Raw genomic sequence first — 23,299 nt, 5'->3', positions numbered from 1 at the left:
TTATGTATAATGATTTCTTCAATAAAAAAAAGGGGGAGGTGAAAATTTGGGTAGTGTAGTCAAGAAGCGTAAAAAGAAGATGAGAAAACACAAGCATAAGAAATTGCTTAAAAAGACCAGGATAGAAAGAAGAAAGAGAAAGTAGGCGGCGGCATCAGGATGAGTGTTAAAAAGGGAAATACAGAAGTATTCCTTAGCGAGAATGTCTTTGTAGGCCTAATACTGTCCTCTGTTGAAGTCTATAAGAAAGAGTGCTTCGGCCTGCTGCTTGGTTACAAGACCCCTCAAAAATATATTGTAGAGCATGCGATACCTTATCAAAGCGCAAGAAGAGGACACAAGTGGATTGAGCTGAGGGGTGATAAGTGGAAGATCATTCAGGAGGTCGTCCATCACTTTCCCAAACTGGACATGCTCGGCGACTTCCACTCTCATACTATGTACAGGGATGTACGGGCAGACGTAGTACTGAGCGAAGAAGATGTTATTGACATGTACCCGAATGAACTCCAGATAGTCCTTGCCGTCAATGAATATAAGCGTTCCATGCCATGGACATCCAATCCTGATCAAACCATATCAGGCACCATCAACGGATTCCATTTCAAGATAGCTGCATATTACCTCCCTGCAGAAGGAAAAGATGAAGATTCCAAAACCCCAAAGGGGCTTTACAGCGCCAAAATTAACTGTCCATTCTTTATAGGGTAAACTCAGCAATCCCATGCTTAACGTCTGAAATATCATCAGATACATTCTGAAATATATTGCGTAGAAAAATTCGATATGTTATAGTTTTATCGTCTCAGATTGCAGCAGGAGGACATCACGTGTATCTCATGAAAGTACGTGGGCTGGTCTTTGACCCGCACACAAACATGTACATCGTAATCCTGAATGATGAAGAAAACAAAGAGGTCCTGCCTATATGGATAGGCAAATTCGAGGCTAATTCAATATGCTTCATGCTTGAAGGGATTACTCCTCCACGGCCTATGACGCATGATCTTACTAAAAGCATCCTCGACACTCTTGATATCAAGATTATCAGTATCGTGATAAACAATCTCAAGGATAATACATATTATGCAAAGATACACCTCTCATCTCAGGGCTCAGAGGTGGTGATTGATTCAAGACCGAGTGATGCAATAGCGCTTGCCCTCAGATCCAGCGCGCCGATTTTTGTATCTGAAGATGTTCTTGAGAAAAGAAACTCTGAAAATTTAGACCAGTGGTTAAAGAACCTTAAACCGGAGGACTTCGGGAAATACATGACATGAAACATTCAAAATTTCTTAAACATCCAACCAGACCATTTGAAGTAAACGAAAAAAGCACAGTAGCAGATGCATTGACAGCAATGTCTCAAACTGCCTTTCAGGGTAAAAATCTTGCTGTGGCAGCAGACGTATGGGGCTCAATGCTCAAAGGCAATGTCACCATATTCTTCGGACTGGCCGGGGCAATGGTGCCGGCAGGCATGAGAAACATCGTCTCATATCTGATAAAGAACCGCCTTATAGATTGTCTCGTATCCACCGGTGCAAACCTCTTCCACGATATCCATGAAACCCTGGGAAGACACCACTATCAGGGAGACGCCAATACCAATGACGTCCTGCTTCAAACTGAGGGTGTTGACAGGATGTATGATGTGTTTGCATCTGAACCTGAGTTCCGCAGACTTGACAGCTACATAACTCGTTTTGCCGATACCATGGATTTAAACCGCCCTTATACCACCAGGGAATTTCTCTACCTGCTGGGACAGCATCTGGCGAAACAGACTGACACAGACGGCATTGTAACTTCTGCCTATAAGGCAGGAGTCCCCATTTATTGCCCTGCCATTGGAGACTCTTCTATCGGTATTGGGTTAGCCGCACGGACAAAGGGGAAAAAGGTGCTTTTCGATGTTATAGCGGACGTTCAGGAAACCGCTTTATTGTCACTCAAGGCCAAAGAGACCGGGGTCATTTACCTCGGCGGAGGGACGCCAAAGAACTTTATTCAGCAGATGGAAGTAACGGCTCATCTCTGGAGCGATAAAGTTGTGGGCCATGAGTATGCTATTCAGGTAACAGCAGATGCACCCCACTGGGGCGGACTGAGCGGCTGTACTTTTGAAGAGGCCAAGTCATGGGGCAAGATCAAACAGGATGCAAAGATGGTCACTGTTCACTGCGATTCAACTATAGCCCTTCCACTTATAACCACTGCAGTAGCCCAGAAATACAAAGATACCATCAGGAAGAGGAAAAGCCCTGACCTCTTTATGACCCTCAAAAAAAACAGGATAGAAGACCTCAAAAGAATTCTTGACAACTAACAGCCATTGTGATAGTTTTCACCCCGAATTTACGCAGAAAAGAAAGGATAACAATCCATGAGCGCTAAATCAAAGGGTGTCGCTTCAAAAAGTTCACTTGGTGAGGAAGAGCGGAATAAGTTGTTCGTGCCGAAGAAGGTCTTCTTCACAAAAGGCGTGGGTACTCACAAGGAAGAGCTTCGGTCATTCGAGCTTGCCCTGCGTGATGCAAAGATTGAAAAGTGCAACCTTGTCCAGGTTTCGAGCATACTCCCTCCTCAATGCAAGATAGTTTCCATAAACGAAGGCATAAAAGAACTCCTTGCCGGCGCCATTACCTTTGTTGTAATGAGCCGCTGTGCAAGCAACGAACCGCACCGGCTTATCGCATCATCCGTAGGCTGCGCCATACCTACTGACAAAAATGCCTACGGATACCTCAGCGAGCATCACGCTTATGGACAGTCTGACAAGGTAGCCGGTGATTATGCAGAAGACCTTGCAGCAGCCATGCTTGCATCCACCCTTGGAATAGAATTTGACGAGGATAAAAGCTGGGACCAGAAAAAAGAGGTCTACAGGATCAGTGACCGGATAGTCAAGACCACGAACATTACGCAGTCTGCAATTGTAAAAAATGGCTATACAACGGTAGTGGCCGCTGCAGTGTTTCTTTTTTAGCTCTTCAGGATTGTTGAAATCAGAGACTTAAGTTCCGACAGGTTTGCTGATTTTACGAAGTAGGCATCCGACGCCCACGTTCCAAAATCATGTTTGTAGTCTTCGTATGCGCTTATAAAGATAATAGGCACATCTTTTCTCATATCCTTGATCTTCCTTGCAAGTGTAATTCCATCCATCCCCGGCATTTTTATGTCAAGGGTTATGAGGTCAGGGGTCCCCTCCCCTACCTTCGTCAGGGCATCTTCGCCGCTGCCGGCCAATACAACGATATAACCTTCCTCCTCAAATTCTTCTTTGTAGAGAAGCCTTATATGTTCCTCATCATCCACAACCAGAATAGTCTTTTTCATTCAAGCCTCCATATACCATTAATCAGCGTCATTTACTGCGATATTAATAATCTAACATAAAGCACGAAAAAGAAAAAGGGGACAGATTTATTTCCTGCCAAGCCTCTTTTCAAGGTTGTACAGTATCTTCTCTCCGCTATCAGCGCCATCTTTCCAGGCATCAAGGCATGACCGTGCTATAACCCTGTCCAGGGGAGGCGGGTTATACAACAGTTTCCTTATAGAAAATGGATTCAGTGAAATAGGGTCGTAATTGCTGCCAAGATACCCGTTTTCAATCAACCTGCTTTCAAGTCCTGTATGGGGCTGGACACCAAGGAAGAATATAACACACTGTACCTGCTCACTTCCCATGATCTTTGCAATGGCTTTATAAGAATTGATTGATTCAAGGAGTGTCTCTTCTGTCTCTCCCGGGGCATTTATAGAGTAATTGAGTATTATCCTGCCGCGATATCCGGCTTTTTTCAGATACCTGCAGCCTTCATAGAGATTGTCAAGCCTGAATCCCATGCTCATCTCATTCAGAACGGCCTGAGAACCGGATGTGACAGAAACCTCAAGGTCCCCGACACCGGATGAGACCATAAGTTCTGCAAGGTCCGGCGTTATAAGGCTCGTACGGATATAACCACTCCACTCAATCCTTAGATTACTCCTTATTATCCCTTCAAGTAATGCAGCGCAATGGGGTAGGGAGTGGCTGCCGGGGATAAACTGGGCATCGGCAAACCATATCTTACGGACCTTCCACCTGGAATATAAATAGTTCATCTCATCTATTATCCTCGCCGGGTCCCTGTACCGGACTTCATGTCCTTCAATAAATGAGTAAAGACAAAACTCACAATGAAACGGACACCCCCGTTTTGTCTGTATGCCTATGGTTTCTCCAAAATAAGATGGGGCCTGCGGGAATATGGATTCAATATATTGGTAGTCAACAGTAAGATCTGATACCGGGACTGGCCGCTGCCCTCTACCCGTAAAAACCTCTCCGCACTTTTTATACGAAACTCTGCAGCCTGTAACGTCAGTTTCGTCAATAAGTGAGACAAGGACATCTTCCCCCTCTCCAATTACCCCAATTACTCCCTCAGGCAGGCTCTTAATTATCTCTTTATGGAATACGCTAAAGGCGCCTCCGCCAACAACACAGGTCTTGCCCGGAAATTTTTTGATGGTCTTATTAATCAGCTTTAATTTCTCTTTCAGATGATTTTCATATGTAAACACCATACTGATACCCCTGATACCTGCGAGCAGTTTCTTAAAGATGTTTGGGGAGTAGTAAAAATTAAAGGCAAGTTCAAGTGAATCATCCTGACCGTGCGGGGCGTAAATCTGGATATCACGCCATGAAAAGGCTATAATATCGGGTTTAAACTCCTCAACCGTATCACTTATCGCCCCGAGGCGTTCGTTCTTCTTGATCAGGGAAAGGTCTAACAGCCGTTGCCGTACATTTGGGCGTTTCTGATGGACATAGGCCGCAAGTGAGGCAGGCCCTGCCGGAAACACCTTCCTGCAGGGAAGCCAGATGTATAACACAGAGTTTTTACTCATTTTCCTTTTGGCTTATTTTATACCTACATGCACTGCAACGATACCGCCTGACAAGGTATGATAAAACACATTCGAAAATCCAACTTTTAACATCCGCCTGCGCAGGTCTTCTGCCGGCGGGAATTTTCGTATTGAATCAGGAAGATACTGGTATATGCCTGTCTGATCTTTTGATATTAAAGTACCAATAGCCGGAAGAAGGGTAAATGAATAGAAATCATAAATATATCTGAAAAACGGACTGGCCGGTTGTGTAAATTCGAGGCAGACAACCCGGCCACCTGGTTTTGTAACCCTCAGCATCTCGGAAAATGCATTCTCGATGTTTGTCACATTTCTTACGCCGAATCCAACTGTTACTGCATCAAACCTGTCATCCCGGAATTGAAGCGCTTCCGCATTCCCGATAACACAACTGATGACGCCATTCAAGCCCTCTTCCTGAACCTTTCTCTGTCCTATCCTCAGCATTTCAGGATTAAGGTCTGCGGCTACGACACTGCCTGACGGACCTACCTTCTTCGCAAGCAAAATGGCCATGTCTGCAGTGCCTGAACAGACATCCAGCACACAATCCCCATTTTTAACACCTGCCTGGTCAATGGTAAAACGTTTCCAGTAATGATGCTGACCTAAACTAAGGACCGTGTTATTGATATCATACTTTTTCGCAGCAGAGGAAAACATCCTCTGCACCATCTGTTCTTTATTCATGCCACTCCCCCTTTGATTCATGCTGATTATAATATGAAATTAAACACTTGACAATCACCTTCCTTCTGCCATACTATAACCCCGTGAAAACTGCTACTCCAGTGAACTCGCACATCAGTATGACGGAGGTATGGGACCTTTGCAGGGAAGACCTCCAGAGGGTAGAAGATCAGATCCATGCGGACCTTAAATCCAATCTATCCCTGATAAGCATCATGGGGTCTCACCTTATCAATAGTGGTGGAAAGCGCTTTCGCCCATTACTTATGATCCTCACATCGAGGCTTGCCGGATACACAGGCAAATCGCATACAGAGCTTGCAAGTGTCATAGAACTCATACATGCGGCAACCCTCTTTCATGATGATGTAATAGATGAGGCATCTACCCGCCGAGGGAACAAGACCGCAAGGATGTTGTGGGGAAATCAGGCAAGCATACTTGTGGGCGACTACCTGTACGCCAAGGCGCAGTGCACTATAGTATCTTTCCATAATCATGACCTGAATGAAACAGTTACAGAGGCAACAAGGAAGATGGCAAAAGGAGAGCTCGCCCAACTGGCATTCAACGGCGACCTCAGCATAACAGAAGAAGACTACCTTGAGATAATCGGCAACAAGACAGCCTCATTAATGGCAGCTGCATGCCGCATAGGCGCCATACTTGGCGAATGTCCTGCCGAAATCAGGAATGACTTCGAGTCATTCGGATGGAATCTTGGAATGGCATTTCAACTAGCTGATGACACTCTGGACTACATAGCCAATAAGGCCAAGCTCGGTAAATCTGTAGGAAAAGACCTTGAGGAAGGCAAAATTACCCTCCCCCTCCTCGCACTCCTGAAGAGGTGCAGTCAGGATGACGCAGAAAAGACAGAAAGGGTCATTTCTAATTCTGAGCTCACAGAAGAAAACCTGAATTATATCCTGAATCTTATGAAGGAATATGGCGTCATTGAATACTCGCTGGAAATTGCGAGGTCTTATGTTGAAAAGGCTAAAAAGAGCTTGCCGCTGTTTGAGGACACCATCCCATTACAGGCGCTGCTTACCGTAGCTGACTATGTAGTGGAACGGGAACAATAACACAAAAAACCATAATGGAAGAGTCGCATCACCCGCTTGTGCAGTTGGCAAGGGAGGCTATTAAGAAGTATCTTGAAGATGGCGCGGTGCTTAAAACACCGGAGTACCTGACGCCGGAGATGAAGGCACGTCATGGTGTATTCGTATCTTTGAAAATTCGCGGAATGCTCAGGGGATGTATCGGAACCTTTGAACCCTCGGCCTCCTGTGTCGCTGAAGAGCTAATTTATAACGCAATAAGCTCCGCTACAAAAGACCCGAGGTTCATGCCGGTAACCCAGGCTGAACTGGCTGACATCGTCATATCAGTAGACGTGCTTTCTGCGCCGGAATCCGTAACATCAGTCAGTGAACTTGATCCCGGCAGATATGGTGTGATTGTAAAATCGGGTTATAAGCGGGGGCTTCTGCTCCCGGACATAGAAGGGGTGGATACGGCAGAAGATCAGATAGAAATTGCAAAGAGAAAGGCAGGTATCGGCGGCCGCGAACCTGTTGAACTTTTCAGATTTGAAGTAAAAAGATACAAATAGGAGAAATTACAATGGCTGACATAATACCATTCAAAGGAATCAGGTATAACAGGGAAAAGGTCAAAGACTTTAACAGGGTTATGACCCCTCCATATGATATCATCTCCCCTGTCCAGCAGGATATGTACTACAGCAGGGATGAATACAATATGATTAAACTTGACCTGGTAAAAGAATTTCCATCTGATACAGAAAAGGACAACCGTTATACAAGGGCATCAAATACCTTTAACCAGTGGTTGTCAAACCGCATTTTAACGGGCGAGGATAGACCTTCAATATATTTTTACGAGGTCTCATACACAAAATACGGACCAGAGAAAACAATGAAGGGGTTTATAGCGCTCTGCAGGCTTGAGGAATTCGGAAAAGGGAGTGTTGTTCCTCACGAATATACCCTGTCAAAGCCCAAATCCGACAGGCTCAACCTTTTAAGGTCATGTCAGGCCAATTTCAGCCTTATTTTTTCACTTTACTCATCTCCGGACAGAAAGATAAACAGTATAATTGAAGAAAGCATAAAGGGCGCTCCCCCTGATACGGATGTAGTAGATGACAACGGCGACAGGCACAGGCTCTGGGTAGTCAGCGACGCGGCGATAATTGAAAGCGTTCAGAAGGAGCTAAAAGGGAAGACCGTATATATTGCTGACGGCCATCACCGTTATGAGGCATCGCTTAACTACAGGAATGAGGCAAGGCAGAAGACCGGAGAAGGCGCTTATGATTATATTATGATGTTCTTTGCCAATATGGATGAACCCGGACTTACAGTACTCCCAACACACAGGCTCGTATACGGGGTTACTGATGACAGGATTAACAGCCTGTATAATACGCTGGAGAAATATTTCATTGTCAAAGATTTTGACTTTGCCAATGGCGGTGAGCAGGAAGCAAGAAAGAAATTGCTCAGTGCCATGAAGGATGCGGGTCCACAGGACCACTTCTTCGGTCTGTACATAAAAGGAGAAGATAAATATTCACTGCTTATGCTCAGGGGAGAAGACCTGCTTTTAAATATACAATCTGCAAGGCCGTTCTCCTGGAGACGGCTTGATGTATCCATACTTCAGAGCCTTGTACTCGAAGACATCCTTGGATTTACAGAAGAGAGCATCAGCCGGCAGGAGAACCTGTTCTATGTGAAGGATTTCAATGATTCAATTGAGAAGGTCAGTGATGGAGAATACCAGGCGGCATTTCTTCTAAATGCCACAAAGATAGAAGAGATAAAGGACGTGACTGAGACAGGGGAGCGTATGCCGCAGAAATCCACTTACTTCTACCCCAAATGTCTGACAGGACTTGTTATTAACAAATTCTGATGTTAATTTTTTTAAACGGCTCTCTCGTCCCGCAGGAAGAAGCAAGGGTTTCTGTACTGGACCGTGGATTCCTGTATGGAGATGGCGTATTTGAAACCCTCAGGGCCTACTCAGGAAAGATATTCCGGCCCGGGGATCATTTAAACAGGCTATTCTGTTCTGCAAAATCCCTGCTCATCAAACATGATTTTACCTCTGACTATCTTGAGGATGCCCTGTATAAGACACTCCGTGAGAATAATCTTGCTGATGCATACCTGAGACTGACAATCACGCGGGGACAATCAGGTCCCGGACCTGATATTGAAGACTGTTCCGGGCCAACCCTGACAATAACAGCCAGAGAATTCCGCGGGTATCCTGAAGACACCTATCAACGGGGGATAAGCGCCGTCATAGTAAACACAATACGAATACCTGCATCTGCATTGAATCCCCAGATAAAATCCCTTAATTTTCTCAATAATATAATGGCGAGGATTGAGGCAAAAGGGGCCGGAGCCTCAGAGGCCTTTATGCTCAACACAGACGGTTATGTTGCAGAAGGGACAGTCAGCAACATATTTATTGTCAAAGATGGAATAGCACTGACCGCTCCGTTGAGCATCGGAATCCTGGATGGGGTAACCAGGTCTCAAGTAACAGCTCTTGCACAAAAGAACAATATCAGATTAATGGAATATCCTTTCCGGCCTGAAGAAATTCTTTCAGCAGATGAATGCTTTATTACGAGTACGCTCTATGAAGTTATGCCAGTCACATCCGTAAATCACAAACAAATTGGAAACGGCAACCCCGGAAATATCACCCTGACATTACTCGGCTTATATCGCACCACTATATATTGATACACCGTTAAGCGTGCCTGTTTTTTAGGCAACAACGCATTTTTCAATGGGTTATGCGTCTTTCTGCAGGGAATACAGAAAGGGTAAGACAGGTTTATCCACATATATGTGAATTGGAGAAATTTATCTGATAAAACAGGAGGTTATAATATCACTCTATGACGCCAGCCATGCTCAGGCACTACCATATATTGTGAATTCATTGAAATTTGTCCTGCAGCTTATCTCCAACAACATCAGGTGCAGTTGCAACCTTCTCAAGCTTAACCTTTGAAATGCGCTTTCCCTCAATATCAACTATCGTGATCTTATAGTCCCCGTATTTCACGATCTCGCCCCCTCTTGGCATTCTCTGAAGCTGAGATAAAACAAGGCCTGCAATTGTCTCATACTCTTCAGAAACCTCCAGGGACAGATTGTGCTGGTCTATCAGGTCCCGGATCGGCAGAGATGCATCTATGATCATTGACCCGTCTTTCAGAATCTTCACCGGTCTGTCTTCAAAATCATATTCGTCCTCTATCTCACCGACGATCTCTTCAATAACATCCTCCATTGTTACAAGGCCCTCGGCATTTCCATACTCATTAATAACGATGGCCATATGCAACCTGCGCCGCTGTAATTCTTTAAGCAGCGCATCTATCTTCTTGGTCTCAGGAACAAAATATACAGGCCTGAGAAGGTCTTTTAATTTTATTTCCTTAAGCCTGTCCCTTATTCCGAGCAGGTCTTTTTCATAGAGGATCCCCCTGATATCATCTAGTCCCCCATCATACACGGGAAATCTTGAGAATCCGGACTCAACTACGGTCTCTATAACCTTATCCAGAGGTGTATCAATGGCAATAGCCTTGATCTTGGGACGCGGGACCATTATCTCTTTTGCAGTCGTAGTAACAAACTCAAATACACTGTGAATCAACTCCTGCTCAGTCCTTTCAAAAATACCCTTTTCGCCGCCCTCTTTAAGGAATATCTTTATCTCTTCTTCAGTCACAAAAGAACCTTCAGGAGGAGGCATCTTCCCAAACGGACGGAGAAATACATTTGTAGACCTTGTAAGAATCCTTACAAGGATGAATGAAAACCTGGACAGATAATGAATTGGTTTGCCGACAAATAATGCTATAGGCTCTGCAAACCTTAGTGCAAGTGACTTGGGAACAAGCTCTCCCAGGATCAGAGACAGGTATGAAATTACAATAACTACCAGTGCAATGGCAATAGCCTCACTCCACCTGCTGATAATATCTACCGGGACATATTGCAGAATGGGCTTAATGGCTTGTATGGCTGCAGCGCCTCCGATAGCGCCTGCAAGCATGCTGACCACAGTAATGCCAACCTGGACAGTGGCAAGAAACTTGTCAGGTTCACTCTGAAGCCTGTGAACAACTTCAGCCTTTTTGTTGCCGCTATCCATCAAATGCTTAATGCGGCTCTTCCTGGCAGATATTATGGCTATTTCAGAGCAGGCAAAGAAACCATTGGCAAGGATCAGAAGCAGTATCAGAATTACTTCAATCCAGAATTCAGTCATGGACTATATTATAACATAAAGGGGAAATAAATGTAATTAGGCTGAAGACCGAAGGTAGGAGACCATTGTCTTCAGTCTTCCTATTACTAAAGTCTACTTAGCTTCTCAATATCATCCTCGCGTCCCAGGAATACAAGGATATCCCCCTCCATTACGACATCATCTCCGGCCGGTGCAACATTAACAACCTCTTTTACCACGCTCTTTCCCTTTTGCATTTCAGTCGTCCGCCTTTTTATGGCAATTATGTTAACCTTGTGCATAGTCCTTATATTCGTGTCTTTCAGCATCTTGCCGATAAAACTTCTCGGCGCCGGTATTTCACTAATACAATATTCGGGAGAAAGGATAAGGCTGTCAATAATATTGGGCGTTACTATATGGGTTGCAACACGTATTGCCATATCACGCTCCGGATACACAACCTGTGTTGCTCCAAGCTTTTCAAGTATCTTTGTATGAAGAGGTGTAACAGCCTTGGCAATGATCTCTTTAACGCCAAGTTCCTTAAGCGCCATGACAATCAGGACACTCGCCTCAACATCTTCTCCTATACTGACAATGGCCACATCCATGTTCTGGACACCAAGCTCTTTCAGTGTCCGGATGTCAGTGGCATCACACTGTACTGCATGAGTTGCATGTTCGGTAATCGCCTTGACGTTCTCCTCATTTACATCCATGGCAAGGATCTCACACCCCTTTTGGGCAAGGGTTTCCACTACGCTGGATCCAAATCTCCCCAAACCGATAACAACCACCTGTATAGCCATTTTATTTTTACCCTATTACAATTTTACCTTCAGGATACCTGTAACGCTGAGGATAATGCCCCTTGACAATCGCAATACTCAATAACAAAGGTCCAAGACGGCCTGCATACATAGTAATTGAGATAATAATCTTTCCTGCCGCAGAAAAAACACCTGACAGACTAAGGACACCGCCGTCCCCTGTTGAAAGACCTGCTGTCCCAAATGCCGAGGACACTTCAAACAACGTCTGGATAAAGCTTCTGTTTTCTGTCAAGAGCAATAAAGTAGTAGCGGTTATTATGATTATCGTAACCATGGTTGTCAAGAGAAATGCCTTTGCCACAAGTTCAACCGATATCCTTCTCCTGAATACAGTAACATCCTGCCTTCCACGGATGGCTGACCACAGGGCAACCATCATTATTGCATAAGTAGTTGTCTTAATCCCGCCGCCGGTACTGCCGGGGGAGGCGCCTATTATCATAAGGATTATTAATACAAACAGGGAGTCGTTGGCCATATCACCAATGTTCACTGTATTAAATCCTGCTGTCCTTGCACTGACTGACTGAAATAACGATACAAGCACCTTATCCCCCAATGACGCCCCCTGTACCGTTTTAGTCGAACCGGAACTCTCGAATATAAATATAAGGACTGCACCAGCCAGTATGAGCAGAAACGTGGTTGTAATGGTCAGTTTGGTATGGAGAGAGAGATTTTGTATCTCTTTCTTAAAGAATCTGTATAGGTCACTGAATATTATGAATCCTATCCCGCCTAATATTATATTTGACATAATTACAGAATTCACCACAATGTCATCCCTGTATACCATTAAATTACCGGGAAAGAGGGAAAAACCGGCATTATTAAAAGACGTTACGGAATGGAACACACCAAAATACAAGGCCTTGAGAAACGGATAATCACCGGCAAACCTGATTGAGAGTATAAGAGCGGCAACTCCTTCAATTATAAGGGTGATAAATAAAACACCCTTTGTAAACCGGACCAGCCCTTCCATTGAAAGGACATTCAGGCTCTCCCTCATGATAAGCCTTTCAGCAAGGCCAATCCGCTTTCCTGCAATGAGGTAGATTACACTGGCAGACGTCATATATCCAAGACCGCCTGCCTGCACGAGCAGCATTATTATGACCTGTCCGAAGAGCGAGAAGTCTGCCGGCGTATCTTTAACAATCAGGCCTGTAACACAGACAGATGAGACTGATGTAAAAAAGGCGTCAAGTAAACCAATACTTTCTCCACTGGATGATGAAAACGGGAGGGCAAGAAATAGCGTGCCAACTAAAATAAGCGCAAAAAAGCCGCCAGCCAGTATCTGAGACGGCGTCCAGTTCTTAAAAGGGCTCTTCATTTGAGGCTGCCACCATACTATATAAGATAAGCCTGTGAGTCAAGGCTAAAAAGGGACAGCGCCTGTTTAACCAATTGACTATATTTAAGCAACATGCTAATTATGGGAATATGCAAGATAATATTGTCAGAGGAAAGAGCCTGGCTGCTGTTGCTTCTGACATTGCAGAGGGTTATTTATACCTGAACCCACTTATCCTCAAAGACTTCCCGGCAGACACCTACAAGGATTTATTCACTCAGATGCGGAGACTGCAGACCAATATACGCGCTGAGAAATTTCCCCTTCATGACCAGACAGCCATGCGCAACCGAAACATGAGGCTTCAGCGCCTTCACCAGGCCATTGTTGTTTTGCAAAATTCAGCACGTACAAAGAAAATCATGCTAAGTTGACAATCCGTCCCCTTTTTCTTGACATTAAATAATGATATGTGTAATTTAGGAAAAACAGCAGGTTACGATAGAATAGGAGAGTTCAATGGAAAAAAGATTTACAGCCTTTGGTAAACTAATCCTTGTTTTGGCGCTATCACTGTTTACAATTAACAGTTGCTCCAAAAAAGAGGCTGCTGTCAGGATAGGAGTCGTTGGTCCTATGACCGGAGACCAGAGCAAGATGGGGTTGGATGTCAAACACGGGGTGGAACTGGCGGTAAAAGAGTGGAATGACAGGGGCGGGGTGCTTGGCAAAAAGATAGAACTCCTTGCAGAGGATGACCAGCATGACCCCAAGCAGGCAGTTTTGGTCGCCAACAAGCTGGTAAACGCCGGTGTAGCAGGTGTAATAGGACACTTCAACAGCAGCGCATCAATACCGGCATCTGCAGTTTACAACAAATCAAAAGTTCCCATGATTACCCCTGCATCAACCAACCCCCGGTTGACAGAACAGGGCTTTGAATATGTATTCCGCGTCTGCGGCAGGGACGACCAGCAGGGCCTTATTGCTGCCATTTTTGTCTCAGACGTCCTAAAACTCAAAAAAGTTGCAGTAATACATGATAAGACCACATACGGCCAGGGGCTCGCAGACGAGTTTAAAAAGGCCCTTGGAAATAAGGTTGAGGTTGTTTATTATACGGGGATTATTCAGGGCGACAAGGACTTCAGATCTGTCCTGACAACCATGAGGGATAAGAAGCCCCAGTTACTCTATTTCGGAGGAATCTATCCTGAGGGGGGCCTGCTGATAAAACAGGCCAGAGAACTTGGCATCAATGTCCCCTTCATGAGCGGAGATGGATCAATAGATCAGAAACTCATAGACATTGCAGGGACATCCTCAGAAGGCAGTTATCTTACATTCAGCCCTGACCCTGCAAATATTAAAAGCGCCAAAAACTTCCTCAGCTCTTACAGTGCCGCATATGGGGAAACCGGCCCATATTCTATTTATGCCTATGATGCTGCAAACATACTGTTGCAGGCTATTGCAGGGACCCGGGGCATTGACGGGGAAAAGATCAGCAGGGCGATTCACAACATGAAACACTCAGGCGCCCTTGGTGAACTTCAGTGGGATGTAAAAGGCGACGTCCTGAGGGCTCCTTACATAGTTTGGGTGATAAAAAACGGCAAATTTGCAGAGCATTGGAAACCATCGGAGAATGCAAGATAAGAAATGCTTCTGCAGCAGCTAATCAACGGCATCACACTTGGCGCTGTCTATGCCCTGATTGCACTCGGCTACACAATGGTGTATGGGATACTTGAACTAATCAACTTTGCCCATGGCGAGATATATATGCTGGGGGCTTATGCAGCAATAGTTACCCTGTCATTTCTTACATTTACGGGATTTACAGCAACGAGCCTTCTCCTTTCCCTTGTAATAGCAGGCATTGTAACTATTATATACTGCGCCGCATACGGGCTTACACTTGAGAAGATTGCTTATCGTCCGCTCCGCCATGCGCCGAGATTATCCTCGCTTATTTCCGCGATAGGCATGTCCATCTTCCTGCAGAATTATGTAATGCTGAGCCAGGGTTCTGCTGACAGGATTTTCCCTAATGTTTTTCCTTCAGGGAGCTTGACTATCGGTTCATCAGTTCTTACGTATCTGCAGGGTTTTATCATAATATCATCAGTAATACTAATGGTCGCGCTTCAGGCGTTCATGAAAAAAACCAGGCTCGGCATGGCGATGCGCGCAACGGCACAGGATAAGAAAATGGCGTCTCTCCTCGGGATGGACATAGATGCGGTTATCGTTGTGACTTTTATAACCGGCTCAGTACTCGCTGCATCGGCAGGCATAATGGTCGCCATGTACTACGGCCTTATTAATTTCTACATGGGCTATGTGGCCGGCATCAAGGCATTTACAGCAGCCGTATTAGGCGGAATCGGGAATATACAGGGGGCAGTACTCGGGGGATTTCTTCTGGGTATTCTGGAAAGCCTTGGGGCTGCATATATATCAAGCGAATATAAGGATGCATTTGCATTCATTGTGCTTATCCTGATCCTTATCTTCAGGCCAACAGGCCTGCTTGGAGAGCGTATTCCGGAGAAGGTATAATGATAAATTATAAAAGAACACTGATCATACCTGTATGGTCTGCCTTCCTGATGCTCCCGTTTATGGGGATAACGAAGGCAGTAATCGGCGGCTGCATCATTCTTGCCGGGTTTATCCTCTTCTCTGTAATAAATAATTATGTAAAATCTGACAAAGGCAGGCGTATCTCGTCTGATATTCAGCGCAGCACAAACAACATTCACTCGTTTGCCGGCAGACCGCAAATAAAAACAGGGGCAACCTTACTGGTTCTCTTATTGTTTATTGTCATGCCGCTGTTCATGAATAATTACTATATAGATGTGCTGACAATTGCCGGAATATACACGGTTCTCGCCCTTGGCCTCAATATAGTCGTGGGCATTGCCGGACTTCTTGACCTTGGCTATATTGCCTTTTATGCCGTGGGCGCATACTCCTACGGCATTTTGAATACACAACTTGGAATACCCTTCTGGCCGGCCTTAATAACAGGGGCGCTGCTGTCGGCCCTGTGCGGAACAGTCCTCGGCATTATTACGCTCCGCCTGAGGGGGGACTATCTCGCTATCGTAACCCTAGGATTCCTCATGATAGTTCACCTGGTACTAAACAACTGGGACGGACTTACCAACGGGCCCAACGGCATACTTGGCATAGAACCCCCATCTATCGGAAGCTTCACGTTTTCAAGTCCGGCACACTTCTATTATCTGATAATATTCATTGCAGCGCTGGCTGTTTTTGTAATAAACCGCATCAATAATTCACGGATAGGGCGCGCATGGATAGCCATGAGGGAAGATGAAACAGCCGCATCTGCCATGGGGATAAATGTAACGTATATGAAGATACTGGCCTTTACCCTTGGTGCATCCTGGGCAGGCCTGGCAGGCGTCTTCTTTGCCGGCAGATACTCATTCATTTCTCCGGAGAGTTTCACCTTTTTTGAAACAGTGCTTGTCCTCTCAATGGTAGTCCTTGGTGGAATGGGCAGCATAACCGGTGTTATAATTGGTGTCGCACTGCTCATTATATTACCTGAGGTATTCAGGGGATTTCATGATTACCGCATGCTCGCCTTTGGAGGTGCAATGACGCTGATGATGATTTTCAGACCACAGGGTTTAATAGGCAATCCGAGAAGAAAAATAGAATTGATGCCTTCCGAAGAAAGGACATGAGGTTAAAGACATGGACTGCAGAACAAAGATAGTTGCAACACTGGGACCGGCAAGCAATACAACCGAGACTATAGAACAACTGATCAGGGCAGGCATGGATATTGCGCGCCTTAACTTTTCACATGGCACTACGGAAGATCACCACAGCCTGATTTCCAATGTTAACATAGCATCTTATAAGGCAGGCAAAGACATCGGCATCCTGCTTGACTTACAAGGCCCCAAGATTCGCATAGGCAAACTGGATAAGGATGCCGTATATCTTGAGGAAGGCTCAACTTTCACCATTACCACAAGGGATATCACAGGAAATGAACGCGAGGTATCCACTAACTACACCCCTCTCCCGCAGGAAATTTCAGCAGGATCCCGCATCCTGCTGGATGACGGACTCCTTGAGCTCGAGGTGCAGAAAACCACCAAAACGGATATCATATGCAACATTATAAGGGGCGGGCGGCTAACGGAAAAAAAGGGGATCAATGTCCCGGGGGCACAACTTTCAGTACCAAGCCTTACAGACAAAGACAGGGATGACCTGCTGACAGGCATACGGGAGGGGGTGGATTATGTCGCCATCTCATTTATCAGGAACGCAGATGATGTTGCCTCCGTAAAAAACATCCTGAAAAGGGAAGGCGCATCAATACCGGTAATCGCCAAGATTGAAAAGCCTGAGGCTGTTGATAACCTGGATCAGATATTAAAGGTTGCAGACGGCGTAATGGTAGCAAGGGGCGACCTCGGTGTCGAACTGCCTCCTGAAGAGGTCCCTATCATACAAAAAGAGATTATACGCAGATGCAATGAAGAAGGCATTCCTGTAATTACTGCCACACAGATGCTTGAATCCATGATACACAACCCGAGACCAACAAGGGCTGAGGCGTCAGACGTTGCCAATGCCATCGTTGACGGCACAGACGCAATAATGTTGTCCGGAGAGACGGCTGTCGGTAAATATCCGGTTGAAGCCGTCTCAATGATGAACCGGATTGCAGCCGCCACTGAAGTCCGGCTCTTTAAAAATCTGAAGACAGTGCCTGAGGAGGTCAAGGTATGGGGAGATTCAGAACACGCTATAGCCCATGCAGTTTATTATACAGCCCTTGACATAAATGCAACGGCAATCGTCGCTTTCACAAAATCAGGCGGGACTGCACGAATCATATCAAAATACAGGCCCCGCATCCCTATAATCGGCGTTACGCACACACCGCCGATCCTTAAACGATTCTCTCTCTACTGGGGAGTAAGGGGCGTCCTTGTGGAACTCAGGGAAAACACTGATGCCATGATTAACGGCGTTGAGCAAAAACTCCTGGAGACAGGACTCGCAAAGCGCGGGGACACGGTCATTATAACGCTTGGGGTGCCATGGGGTGTTGCAGGTTCAACCAATATGCTGATGATACATCAGATTAGACAGGACGAATGAAAAAGAAATTAATCATTCTTGCATTAATCATTGTATTCATCATCGTTGTCCTGTTGTACAACCTGCAAAACAGCGTGAACAGGACCAATTCATCACTAATGGCCACAGGCATCATTGAGGCAACAGAGGTTGACATCAGTCCGGAAATTCAGGAAAAGATTGAATGGCTCTGCTGCGAAGAAGGTGCTGCAGTGAAGAAGGGTAACATCCTGGCAAGGCTTTATGACCGTGAACTTGCTGCAAGAACCAGTGAAGGACGGGCCGTTGTGGCAGGGGCAGTGGCAAGACATGAAGAGGCGCGTGCCAATCTCGAGAATTCCATGGCCAGGGTTGAAAGCGCGAAGGCAGCGGTTCGTGCGGCACAATCGGAAATTGACAGTACCACGGCAATAAATGAGGATGCTAAGGAAAACTTTAACCGCATCAATCAACTGTTCCGTGACGGATATGCGGCAAAAAAGGATCTCGATTCCATAAAGACACTTTTTGACTCAACAACAGCGCAGGTCAGCGCTGCCGTATCGGGAAAGGCCAGCGAGGAAGCAGCCCTTTCAACCGCAATGGCTGGTGTTAAAAGTGCAAAGGCACAGGTATCATCAGCAAAGGCATCCATAAATGAGGCAGAGGCAAGACTTCATCTGGCAGAGACCCTGTTAAAGAAATCCATCATTTCATCCCCTGTCAGCGGCGTAATAACATACAAGGCATTTGAGACAGGGGAATCTGCCACACCGGGAAAGACCATTTACACAATCCATGATATGCAGAAGATCTGGGCAAGGGCGGATGTGGAGGAAACGGACATCGGCAGGATAAGGCTCGGCAGCAACGCCGTTGTCAGCACAGAGGCACTGCCGGATAAGACATTTGACGGTAAGGTGGCAGAGATAGGCAGAGAGGCAGGGTTCGCCACACAGCGTGATGTCTCAAGGGGGAGGCAGGACATACAGACCTTCCGGATAAAGGTCGGAATTATAAAGCCTGACGGACTCCTGAAGCCTGGAATGACGGTGGCTGTAAAGTTCCTGCCATAAATATAATGAAAGCAATCAAAGTAACTGAACTCGTAAAAAAGTTCGGCACTATCACTGCACTTGACAGCGCATCCTTCACTATAGAAGAAGGAGAGGTATTCGGACTCCTCGGGCCCAACGGTGCAGGGAAAACCACCCTGATAAGGATACTTACCACTCTTATGAACCCGACTTCAGGCAGGGCACAGGTATTGGGCAGGGATGTGGAGCGGGAAAAGGTCGCTGTCAGAAAATTAATAGGCGTGGTCCCCCAGGCCATGACCAGTGATTTGGACCTTACAGGCCTTGAGAATATGGATATATATGCAAGATTCTACGATATGCCGCGAAAGGAGAGGGGTGAGAGGACAGGCTACCTTCTCGAGCTCGTCGGATTGAAAGAGCGAATGAACGACCTTGTTGCCACATACTCGGGAGGGATGAGGAGAAGGCTTGAAATAGCAAAGGGACTCGTTCATAAACCATCCATTCTCATATTGGATGAACCCACCATAGGCCTGGACCCGCAGAGCAGGCATGTCGTGTGGGAGCTTCTCGGGAAATTCCGCAGTGAAGACAGCCTCACCATCCTCCTTACCACGCACTACATGGAAGAGGCTGAGCTGCTCTGTGAACGCATAGCAATAATAGATTCCGGGAAGATAGTGGCCATAGACACGATTCCAGGCCTCAAGAGACAATTACCGGACAAGGATATCATAGAGATTACTGTTGCGGAACTTGAGAGCACAAAGGCTATAGATGAGATAAAGACCCTTGGCTTTGTGCATTCAGCCGCAGCTTCTGAAGGAGCCCTGCGGATATCCGTTGATAACGGAGCCCGGGCAATCCCCCTGCTTGTCAGTAAAATAGCAGATGCCGGCGGCCGTGTAATGTCTGTTCTCCTTAAACAACAGACATTGGAAGATGTATTTATCCATTACACCGGAAGACCCATCAGGGAAGAAGAGGCACGCAGGGTTAGTTTTCTGATAGGGGCCGGGGTGCCGCAAAAATGGGGAAGATAGGAACGATTGAATGATTCCACTGCTTGCAGTTGTAGAAAGAGATCTCAGAAGGTTTATTCGAAATCCCCTGGTTGTGCTTTCAAGCATACTAATGCCTACCCTGTATCTCGTAATACTTGGCAACTCATTCCAGGGTCAGTTAAAAAACCTGTCGCTCGCCGTAGTGGACATGGATAAGGGGCCATATGCAAGACGCATGACAGAGCTGCTTCAGGCCGTGGAATCAGGTCCCCGAACCATCAGAGTAACATATGAGGTCGATCAGGGAAATGCCTTAAAAGGGATTAAAGACGGCAGATACAAGGGGGTACTTATTCTGCCGCCTGACTTCAGCAGAAATGCCGTAAAAGGGGGGAGAAGTGAGGTCGGGTTGTTCCTTGATAATACAGAAACAATTGCATCAGAAACACTGAGGGCTGCAATCATGTCTGCGACAGCAGGCATTGATGCCAGGTTTATTACGGTCAGAGAAAAGAGTGATCAGGTCATTATCAGGAATGTAGAGCTCTACCGTAAGGTTGACTATGACCAGAGTCTTATCCCCGGTGTGGTAATAATGGCTATTTTCCTTGGCACTATCACAACGGGGGCATTCAACACAGTAATGGACAAATTCCTCGGCATTGAGGAGAGCTACCTTCTGACTCCCCTTACAAAGCGCGATATCGTAATCGGTCTCGTGACGAGCGGAGTGATTATCACAACTGCAATTGCGGTCCTTGTACTTTTTTTTGGCACCCTCATTTCAGGTGTATATCTCTGGAAGATCCTTACGCTCTACTCTTTTCTTTCGATTTTACTGATCATTATTCTTACCACGCTTGGCCTGCTGGGGCTGATGTTCGTTATACTGGGGCGGGCAAACCATCCGCGCATAGTAGGTGTTTTGGGAGGTTTTCTGAACGTCATCTTTTTTTTCCCAAGCGGCGCCATATACCCGGTAGAGAGTTTCCCGGGATGGCTTAAGACTTTCTCACTGATAAACCCGGAGACATACTCCGTCCATGCCTTGAAATCCCTGCTCTTCAAGGGGGTTACTTTCAGGGGAATTGAAACAGACTTTGTATTTCTTGCCATCTTTGCCGTTTCCACACTGACAATAGCAACACTGACATACAAGAGGGAATTGTAGACATGAATAATCTCTGTTCATCTGCCAAGTCAAAACTTCTGACTTCAAAGCTCAGGCTGCAATCCGTAATTTTAATCGTTTTCCTGCTTCTGCTCCAGATGGCCGGCCCTGGCTGCAATCCCACACTCCATATCTACAAACGCTCACAGCTCCTGATGGGTACAGTCGTAGAGATTACGGTCGCTGCAAGAGACGAAAAGACAGCAGATGAAGCCATCTCTGCGGCGTTCAATGAGATCCGCAGGCTTGAAACCATCATGAGCACATACATGCCTGAGTCGGACATCTCAAAGGTTAATGCCGCAGCAGGCCTTCACCCTGTTAAAGTGCATAACGACCTCATACTGGCTGTAAACAGATCGCTTGAATTTGCTGAAGCCTCAGGCGGCGCATTCAATATAGCAATTGGACCTGTGATAGACTTATGGAATGTAACTGAATCACATAAAATACCAGCGCCTGAAGAATTAGCCGCCGCAAGACCACTGATAGATTATCATAATGTCAGGTTAGATGTAACGAGCGGGACAATCTTTCTGACAAGGAAAGGGATGCGGATAAATCTGGGCGGCATAGGGAAAGGCATTGCTGCTGACTACGCACATAATATTTTAAGTGCACATGGCATACACTCAGGAATAATTGCAGTCGCAGGAGATCTTCATGCCATTGGGAAGAAGCCGGATGGCAGCAAATGGACAATAGGGATAATACATCCCCGAAAGAAAGATAGTACGATTGCCAGTGTCCATCTTTCTGACATGTCAATATCAACATCAGGGGATTATGAGAGGTATTTCATAAAAAATGGCGTCCGGTATCACCATATCCTGTCACCTGAAACGCTCTATCCTTCGGAGGGATTTCAGAGCGTGTCAATCATCGCAAAGGACTCCACCACTACAGATGCCCTGTCCACAGCCATTTTTGCAATGGGACCGGCTGCAGGAATAAAGATGATCGAAAGGCTGAAAGGTGTGGAAGCGGTAATAGTACGCGAGGACGGCAGCATCTGGCTGTCACCCGGCCTCAAAGATAATCCTGATATAAAGATTGAGCTTGCAAAATGATATATCTTGAAATTATATGAGGCTTTATTGTATTATATCAGCTGCCAGGAATCTGCCTGCGGCAGATTCACTAATAGCATACAGCATATAGCTAATAGCTGCGATAGGCTATATGCCACAAGTGAACAAATTGAAGCACAATTTTTTCTTAGGGCGCCTGTAGCTCAACGGATAGAGCAACGGCCTCCGGAGCCGTGTGTTGGAGGTTCAATTCCTCTCAGGCGCGCCAGGGATTTGCCTAAGGCAAATCCACCTGTAGCTTAAAGCAAATGGCTAATAGCTGCAGGGCTTAATTTGTGTAAACTAACAAGTGTCATGACTATAATAGCTTATAGCTACAAGCTATTGGCTATAATCTATAAGTGAAAAAAATTGCGCAGCAATTTTTTTCTTGGGGCCGTTAGCTCAGTTGGTAGAGCAGCTGACTCTTAATCAGCGGGTCGGAGGTTCGATCCCTCCACGGCCCACCAGAATTATCAAGGGGTTGGGTGGTATCTCCCTGCCCTTTTTCTTGAATATGCAAACATTTGCAAACATAAGAAAAATTGTCACACTAAATCATACATTATAATACGGTATCTTCCTTGCCACTCCAGCAATAATCACGTTGACAAAACCAGCCGGATTGGACGGCAACGTCTGGCTACCTGCCGTGGCGCTCGTGGAAGTGCCTCCACCGATTACGCCTGTCCCTATATCCCGGTCTATCTTACGGAGTGCATTCGTTATCCAGTCTGCGGCGTCAGCATCGCCCTGCGCAAGCTCCGGGTATCCCCTGTAAGGCGTAAAGTCGGTTGTGATCTGATAGCCAAGGCCGCTTCCGGTTGT

At 46.0% G+C, this 23,299-nt stretch carries 25 protein-coding genes and 2 tRNA genes; 20 read left to right on the top strand and 7 right to left on the bottom strand.

Annotated elements, in window-relative coordinates; translation table 11 throughout:
* Positions 1–46: 46 nt before the first annotated feature.
* The 5 genes from IT393_01065 to IT393_01045 all read left to right on the top strand — a co-directional run bounded on the left by IT393_01065 (position 47) and on the right by IT393_01045 (position 2,992).
* On the top strand, positions 47–145 hold the full coding sequence (locus IT393_01065) for an AURKAIP1/COX24 domain-containing protein (protein ID MCC7201248.1): 99 nt from the start codon (positions 47–49) through the stop codon (positions 143–145).
* A gap of 14 nt (positions 146–159) precedes the next feature.
* On the top strand, positions 160–711 hold the full coding sequence (locus IT393_01060; GenBank protein MCC7201247.1) for a hypothetical protein: 552 nt from the start codon (positions 160–162) through the stop codon (positions 709–711).
* Positions 712–839: 128 nt separating this feature from the next.
* On the top strand, positions 840–1,283 hold the full coding sequence (locus tag IT393_01055; protein ID MCC7201246.1) for a bifunctional nuclease family protein: 444 nt from the start codon (positions 840–842) through the stop codon (positions 1,281–1,283).
* Positions 1,280–2,332: a deoxyhypusine synthase gene (locus IT393_01050; GenBank protein MCC7201245.1), complete on the top strand. Its 1,053-nt coding sequence runs from the start codon at positions 1,280–1,282 to the stop codon at positions 2,330–2,332. Before IT393_01055 ends, IT393_01050 begins: the two co-directional genes overlap by 4 nt.
* Before the next feature lie 57 nt (positions 2,333–2,389).
* Positions 2,390–2,992 carry an arginine decarboxylase, pyruvoyl-dependent gene (locus IT393_01045; protein MCC7201244.1) on the top strand — a complete coding sequence of 201 codons (603 nt, stop codon included), beginning with the start codon at positions 2,390–2,392 and terminating at the stop codon, positions 2,990–2,992.
* On the opposite strand, the gene IT393_01040 is transcribed toward IT393_01045, so the two are convergent.
* The 3 genes from IT393_01040 to ubiE form a co-directional block, all read right to left on the bottom strand.
* Complete coding sequence (locus tag IT393_01040; protein ID MCC7201243.1) at positions 2,989–3,345, bottom strand: response regulator; 357 nt, start codon at positions 3,343–3,345, stop codon at positions 2,989–2,991. The genes IT393_01045 and IT393_01040 overlap by 4 nt on opposite strands.
* Before the next feature lie 87 nt (positions 3,346–3,432).
* Positions 3,433–4,911 carry a radical SAM protein gene (locus IT393_01035; protein ID MCC7201242.1) on the bottom strand — a complete coding sequence of 493 codons (1,479 nt, stop codon included), beginning with the start codon at positions 4,909–4,911 and terminating at the stop codon, positions 3,433–3,435.
* Positions 4,912–4,923: 12 nt separating this feature from the next.
* On the bottom strand, positions 4,924–5,646 hold the full coding sequence (ubiE, locus tag IT393_01030; protein MCC7201241.1) for a bifunctional demethylmenaquinone methyltransferase/2-methoxy-6-polyprenyl-1,4-benzoquinol methylase UbiE: 723 nt from the start codon (positions 5,644–5,646) through the stop codon (positions 4,924–4,926).
* 80 nt (positions 5,647–5,726) lie between these two features.
* On the opposite strand from ubiE, the gene IT393_01025 reads away from it, so the two are divergent.
* Genes IT393_01025 through IT393_01010 form a run of 4 tightly spaced genes read left to right on the top strand, consistent with a single transcriptional unit; the run spans position 5,727 to position 9,422 of the window.
* On the top strand, positions 5,727–6,713 hold the full coding sequence (locus IT393_01025; protein ID MCC7201240.1) for a polyprenyl synthetase family protein: 987 nt from the start codon (positions 5,727–5,729) through the stop codon (positions 6,711–6,713).
* A 14-nt stretch (positions 6,714–6,727) separates the two neighbouring features.
* Positions 6,728–7,246, top strand: coding sequence for an AmmeMemoRadiSam system protein A (gene amrA / locus IT393_01020; protein MCC7201239.1), 519 nt, complete (start codon positions 6,728–6,730; stop codon positions 7,244–7,246).
* An 11-nt stretch (positions 7,247–7,257) separates the two neighbouring features.
* Entirely contained in the window at positions 7,258–8,574 is a 1,317-nt protein-coding gene (locus tag IT393_01015) for a DUF1015 domain-containing protein (protein ID MCC7201238.1), read from the top strand.
* Positions 8,568–9,422 carry an aminotransferase class IV gene (locus IT393_01010; protein ID MCC7201237.1) on the top strand — a complete coding sequence of 285 codons (855 nt, stop codon included), beginning with the start codon at positions 8,568–8,570 and terminating at the stop codon, positions 9,420–9,422. Before IT393_01015 ends, IT393_01010 begins: the two co-directional genes overlap by 7 nt.
* A gap of 199 nt (positions 9,423–9,621) precedes the next feature.
* Here IT393_01010 and IT393_01005 read toward each other — a convergent pair whose 3' ends face one another.
* The 3 genes from IT393_01005 to IT393_00995 form a co-directional block, all read right to left on the bottom strand.
* Positions 9,622–10,965, bottom strand: a complete 1,344-nt coding sequence (locus IT393_01005; GenBank protein ID MCC7201236.1) for an HlyC/CorC family transporter — start codon at positions 10,963–10,965, stop codon at positions 9,622–9,624.
* A gap of 86 nt (positions 10,966–11,051) precedes the next feature.
* Positions 11,052–11,738, bottom strand: coding sequence for a TrkA family potassium uptake protein (locus tag IT393_01000; protein ID MCC7201235.1), 687 nt, complete (start codon positions 11,736–11,738; stop codon positions 11,052–11,054).
* Between the two features lie 7 nt (positions 11,739–11,745).
* Entirely contained in the window at positions 11,746–13,101 is a 1,356-nt protein-coding gene (locus tag IT393_00995) for a Trk family potassium uptake protein (protein MCC7201234.1), read from the bottom strand.
* A gap of 110 nt (positions 13,102–13,211) precedes the next feature.
* Between IT393_00995 and IT393_00990 the strand changes: the two genes are divergently transcribed.
* From IT393_00990 to IT393_00940, 11 genes are all read left to right on the top strand, one after another.
* Positions 13,212–13,496 (top strand): hypothetical protein, encoded by a 285-nt coding sequence (locus tag IT393_00990; GenBank protein MCC7201233.1) that lies wholly within the window; start codon positions 13,212–13,214, stop codon positions 13,494–13,496.
* A gap of 85 nt (positions 13,497–13,581) precedes the next feature.
* Positions 13,582–14,721, top strand: coding sequence for a branched-chain amino acid ABC transporter substrate-binding protein (locus IT393_00985; GenBank protein ID MCC7201232.1), 1,140 nt, complete (start codon positions 13,582–13,584; stop codon positions 14,719–14,721).
* 3 nt (positions 14,722–14,724) lie between these two features.
* Positions 14,725–15,627 (top strand): branched-chain amino acid ABC transporter permease, encoded by a 903-nt coding sequence (locus IT393_00980; protein ID MCC7201231.1) that lies wholly within the window; start codon positions 14,725–14,727, stop codon positions 15,625–15,627.
* Positions 15,627–16,790, top strand: coding sequence for a branched-chain amino acid ABC transporter permease (locus IT393_00975; GenBank protein ID MCC7201230.1), 1,164 nt, complete (start codon positions 15,627–15,629; stop codon positions 16,788–16,790). The genes IT393_00980 and IT393_00975 overlap by 1 nt, the downstream gene beginning before the upstream one ends.
* Positions 16,791–16,800: 10 nt before the next feature.
* Entirely contained in the window at positions 16,801–18,228 is a 1,428-nt protein-coding gene (gene pyk, locus IT393_00970) for a pyruvate kinase (GenBank protein ID MCC7201229.1), read from the top strand.
* Positions 18,225–19,262, top strand: coding sequence for an efflux RND transporter periplasmic adaptor subunit (locus IT393_00965; protein ID MCC7201228.1), 1,038 nt, complete (start codon positions 18,225–18,227; stop codon positions 19,260–19,262). The genes pyk and IT393_00965 overlap by 4 nt, the downstream gene beginning before the upstream one ends.
* A 5-nt stretch (positions 19,263–19,267) precedes the next feature.
* Complete coding sequence (locus tag IT393_00960; protein MCC7201227.1) at positions 19,268–20,269, top strand: ATP-binding cassette domain-containing protein; 1,002 nt, start codon at positions 19,268–19,270, stop codon at positions 20,267–20,269.
* Between the two features lie 10 nt (positions 20,270–20,279).
* Positions 20,280–21,401, top strand: a complete 1,122-nt coding sequence (locus tag IT393_00955) for an ABC transporter permease (GenBank protein ID MCC7201226.1) — start codon at positions 20,280–20,282, stop codon at positions 21,399–21,401.
* Positions 21,402–21,403: 2 nt separating this feature from the next.
* Positions 21,404–22,471: an FAD:protein FMN transferase gene (locus tag IT393_00950; GenBank protein ID MCC7201225.1), complete on the top strand. Its 1,068-nt coding sequence runs from the start codon at positions 21,404–21,406 to the stop codon at positions 22,469–22,471.
* Positions 22,472–22,624: 153 nt separating this feature from the next.
* Positions 22,625–22,700 (top strand) — tRNA-Arg (locus IT393_00945).
* Between the two features lie 165 nt (positions 22,701–22,865).
* Positions 22,866–22,941, top strand: a tRNA-Lys gene (locus IT393_00940).
* Positions 22,942–23,029: 88 nt separating this feature from the next.
* On the opposite strand, the gene IT393_00935 is transcribed toward IT393_00940, so the two are convergent.
* Positions 23,030–23,299 (bottom strand): hypothetical protein (locus tag IT393_00935; GenBank protein ID MCC7201224.1); only part of this gene is annotated, 270 nt, incomplete at its 5' end.

It is taken from the genome of Nitrospirota bacterium (genome assembly GCA_020851375.1).
Taxonomy (GTDB): domain Bacteria; phylum Nitrospirota; class 9FT-COMBO-42-15; order HDB-SIOI813; family HDB-SIOI813; genus RBG-16-43-11.
Note: the sequence above shows the minus strand (reverse complement) of the source record. Positions and strands in the feature narration are given on the sequence as shown.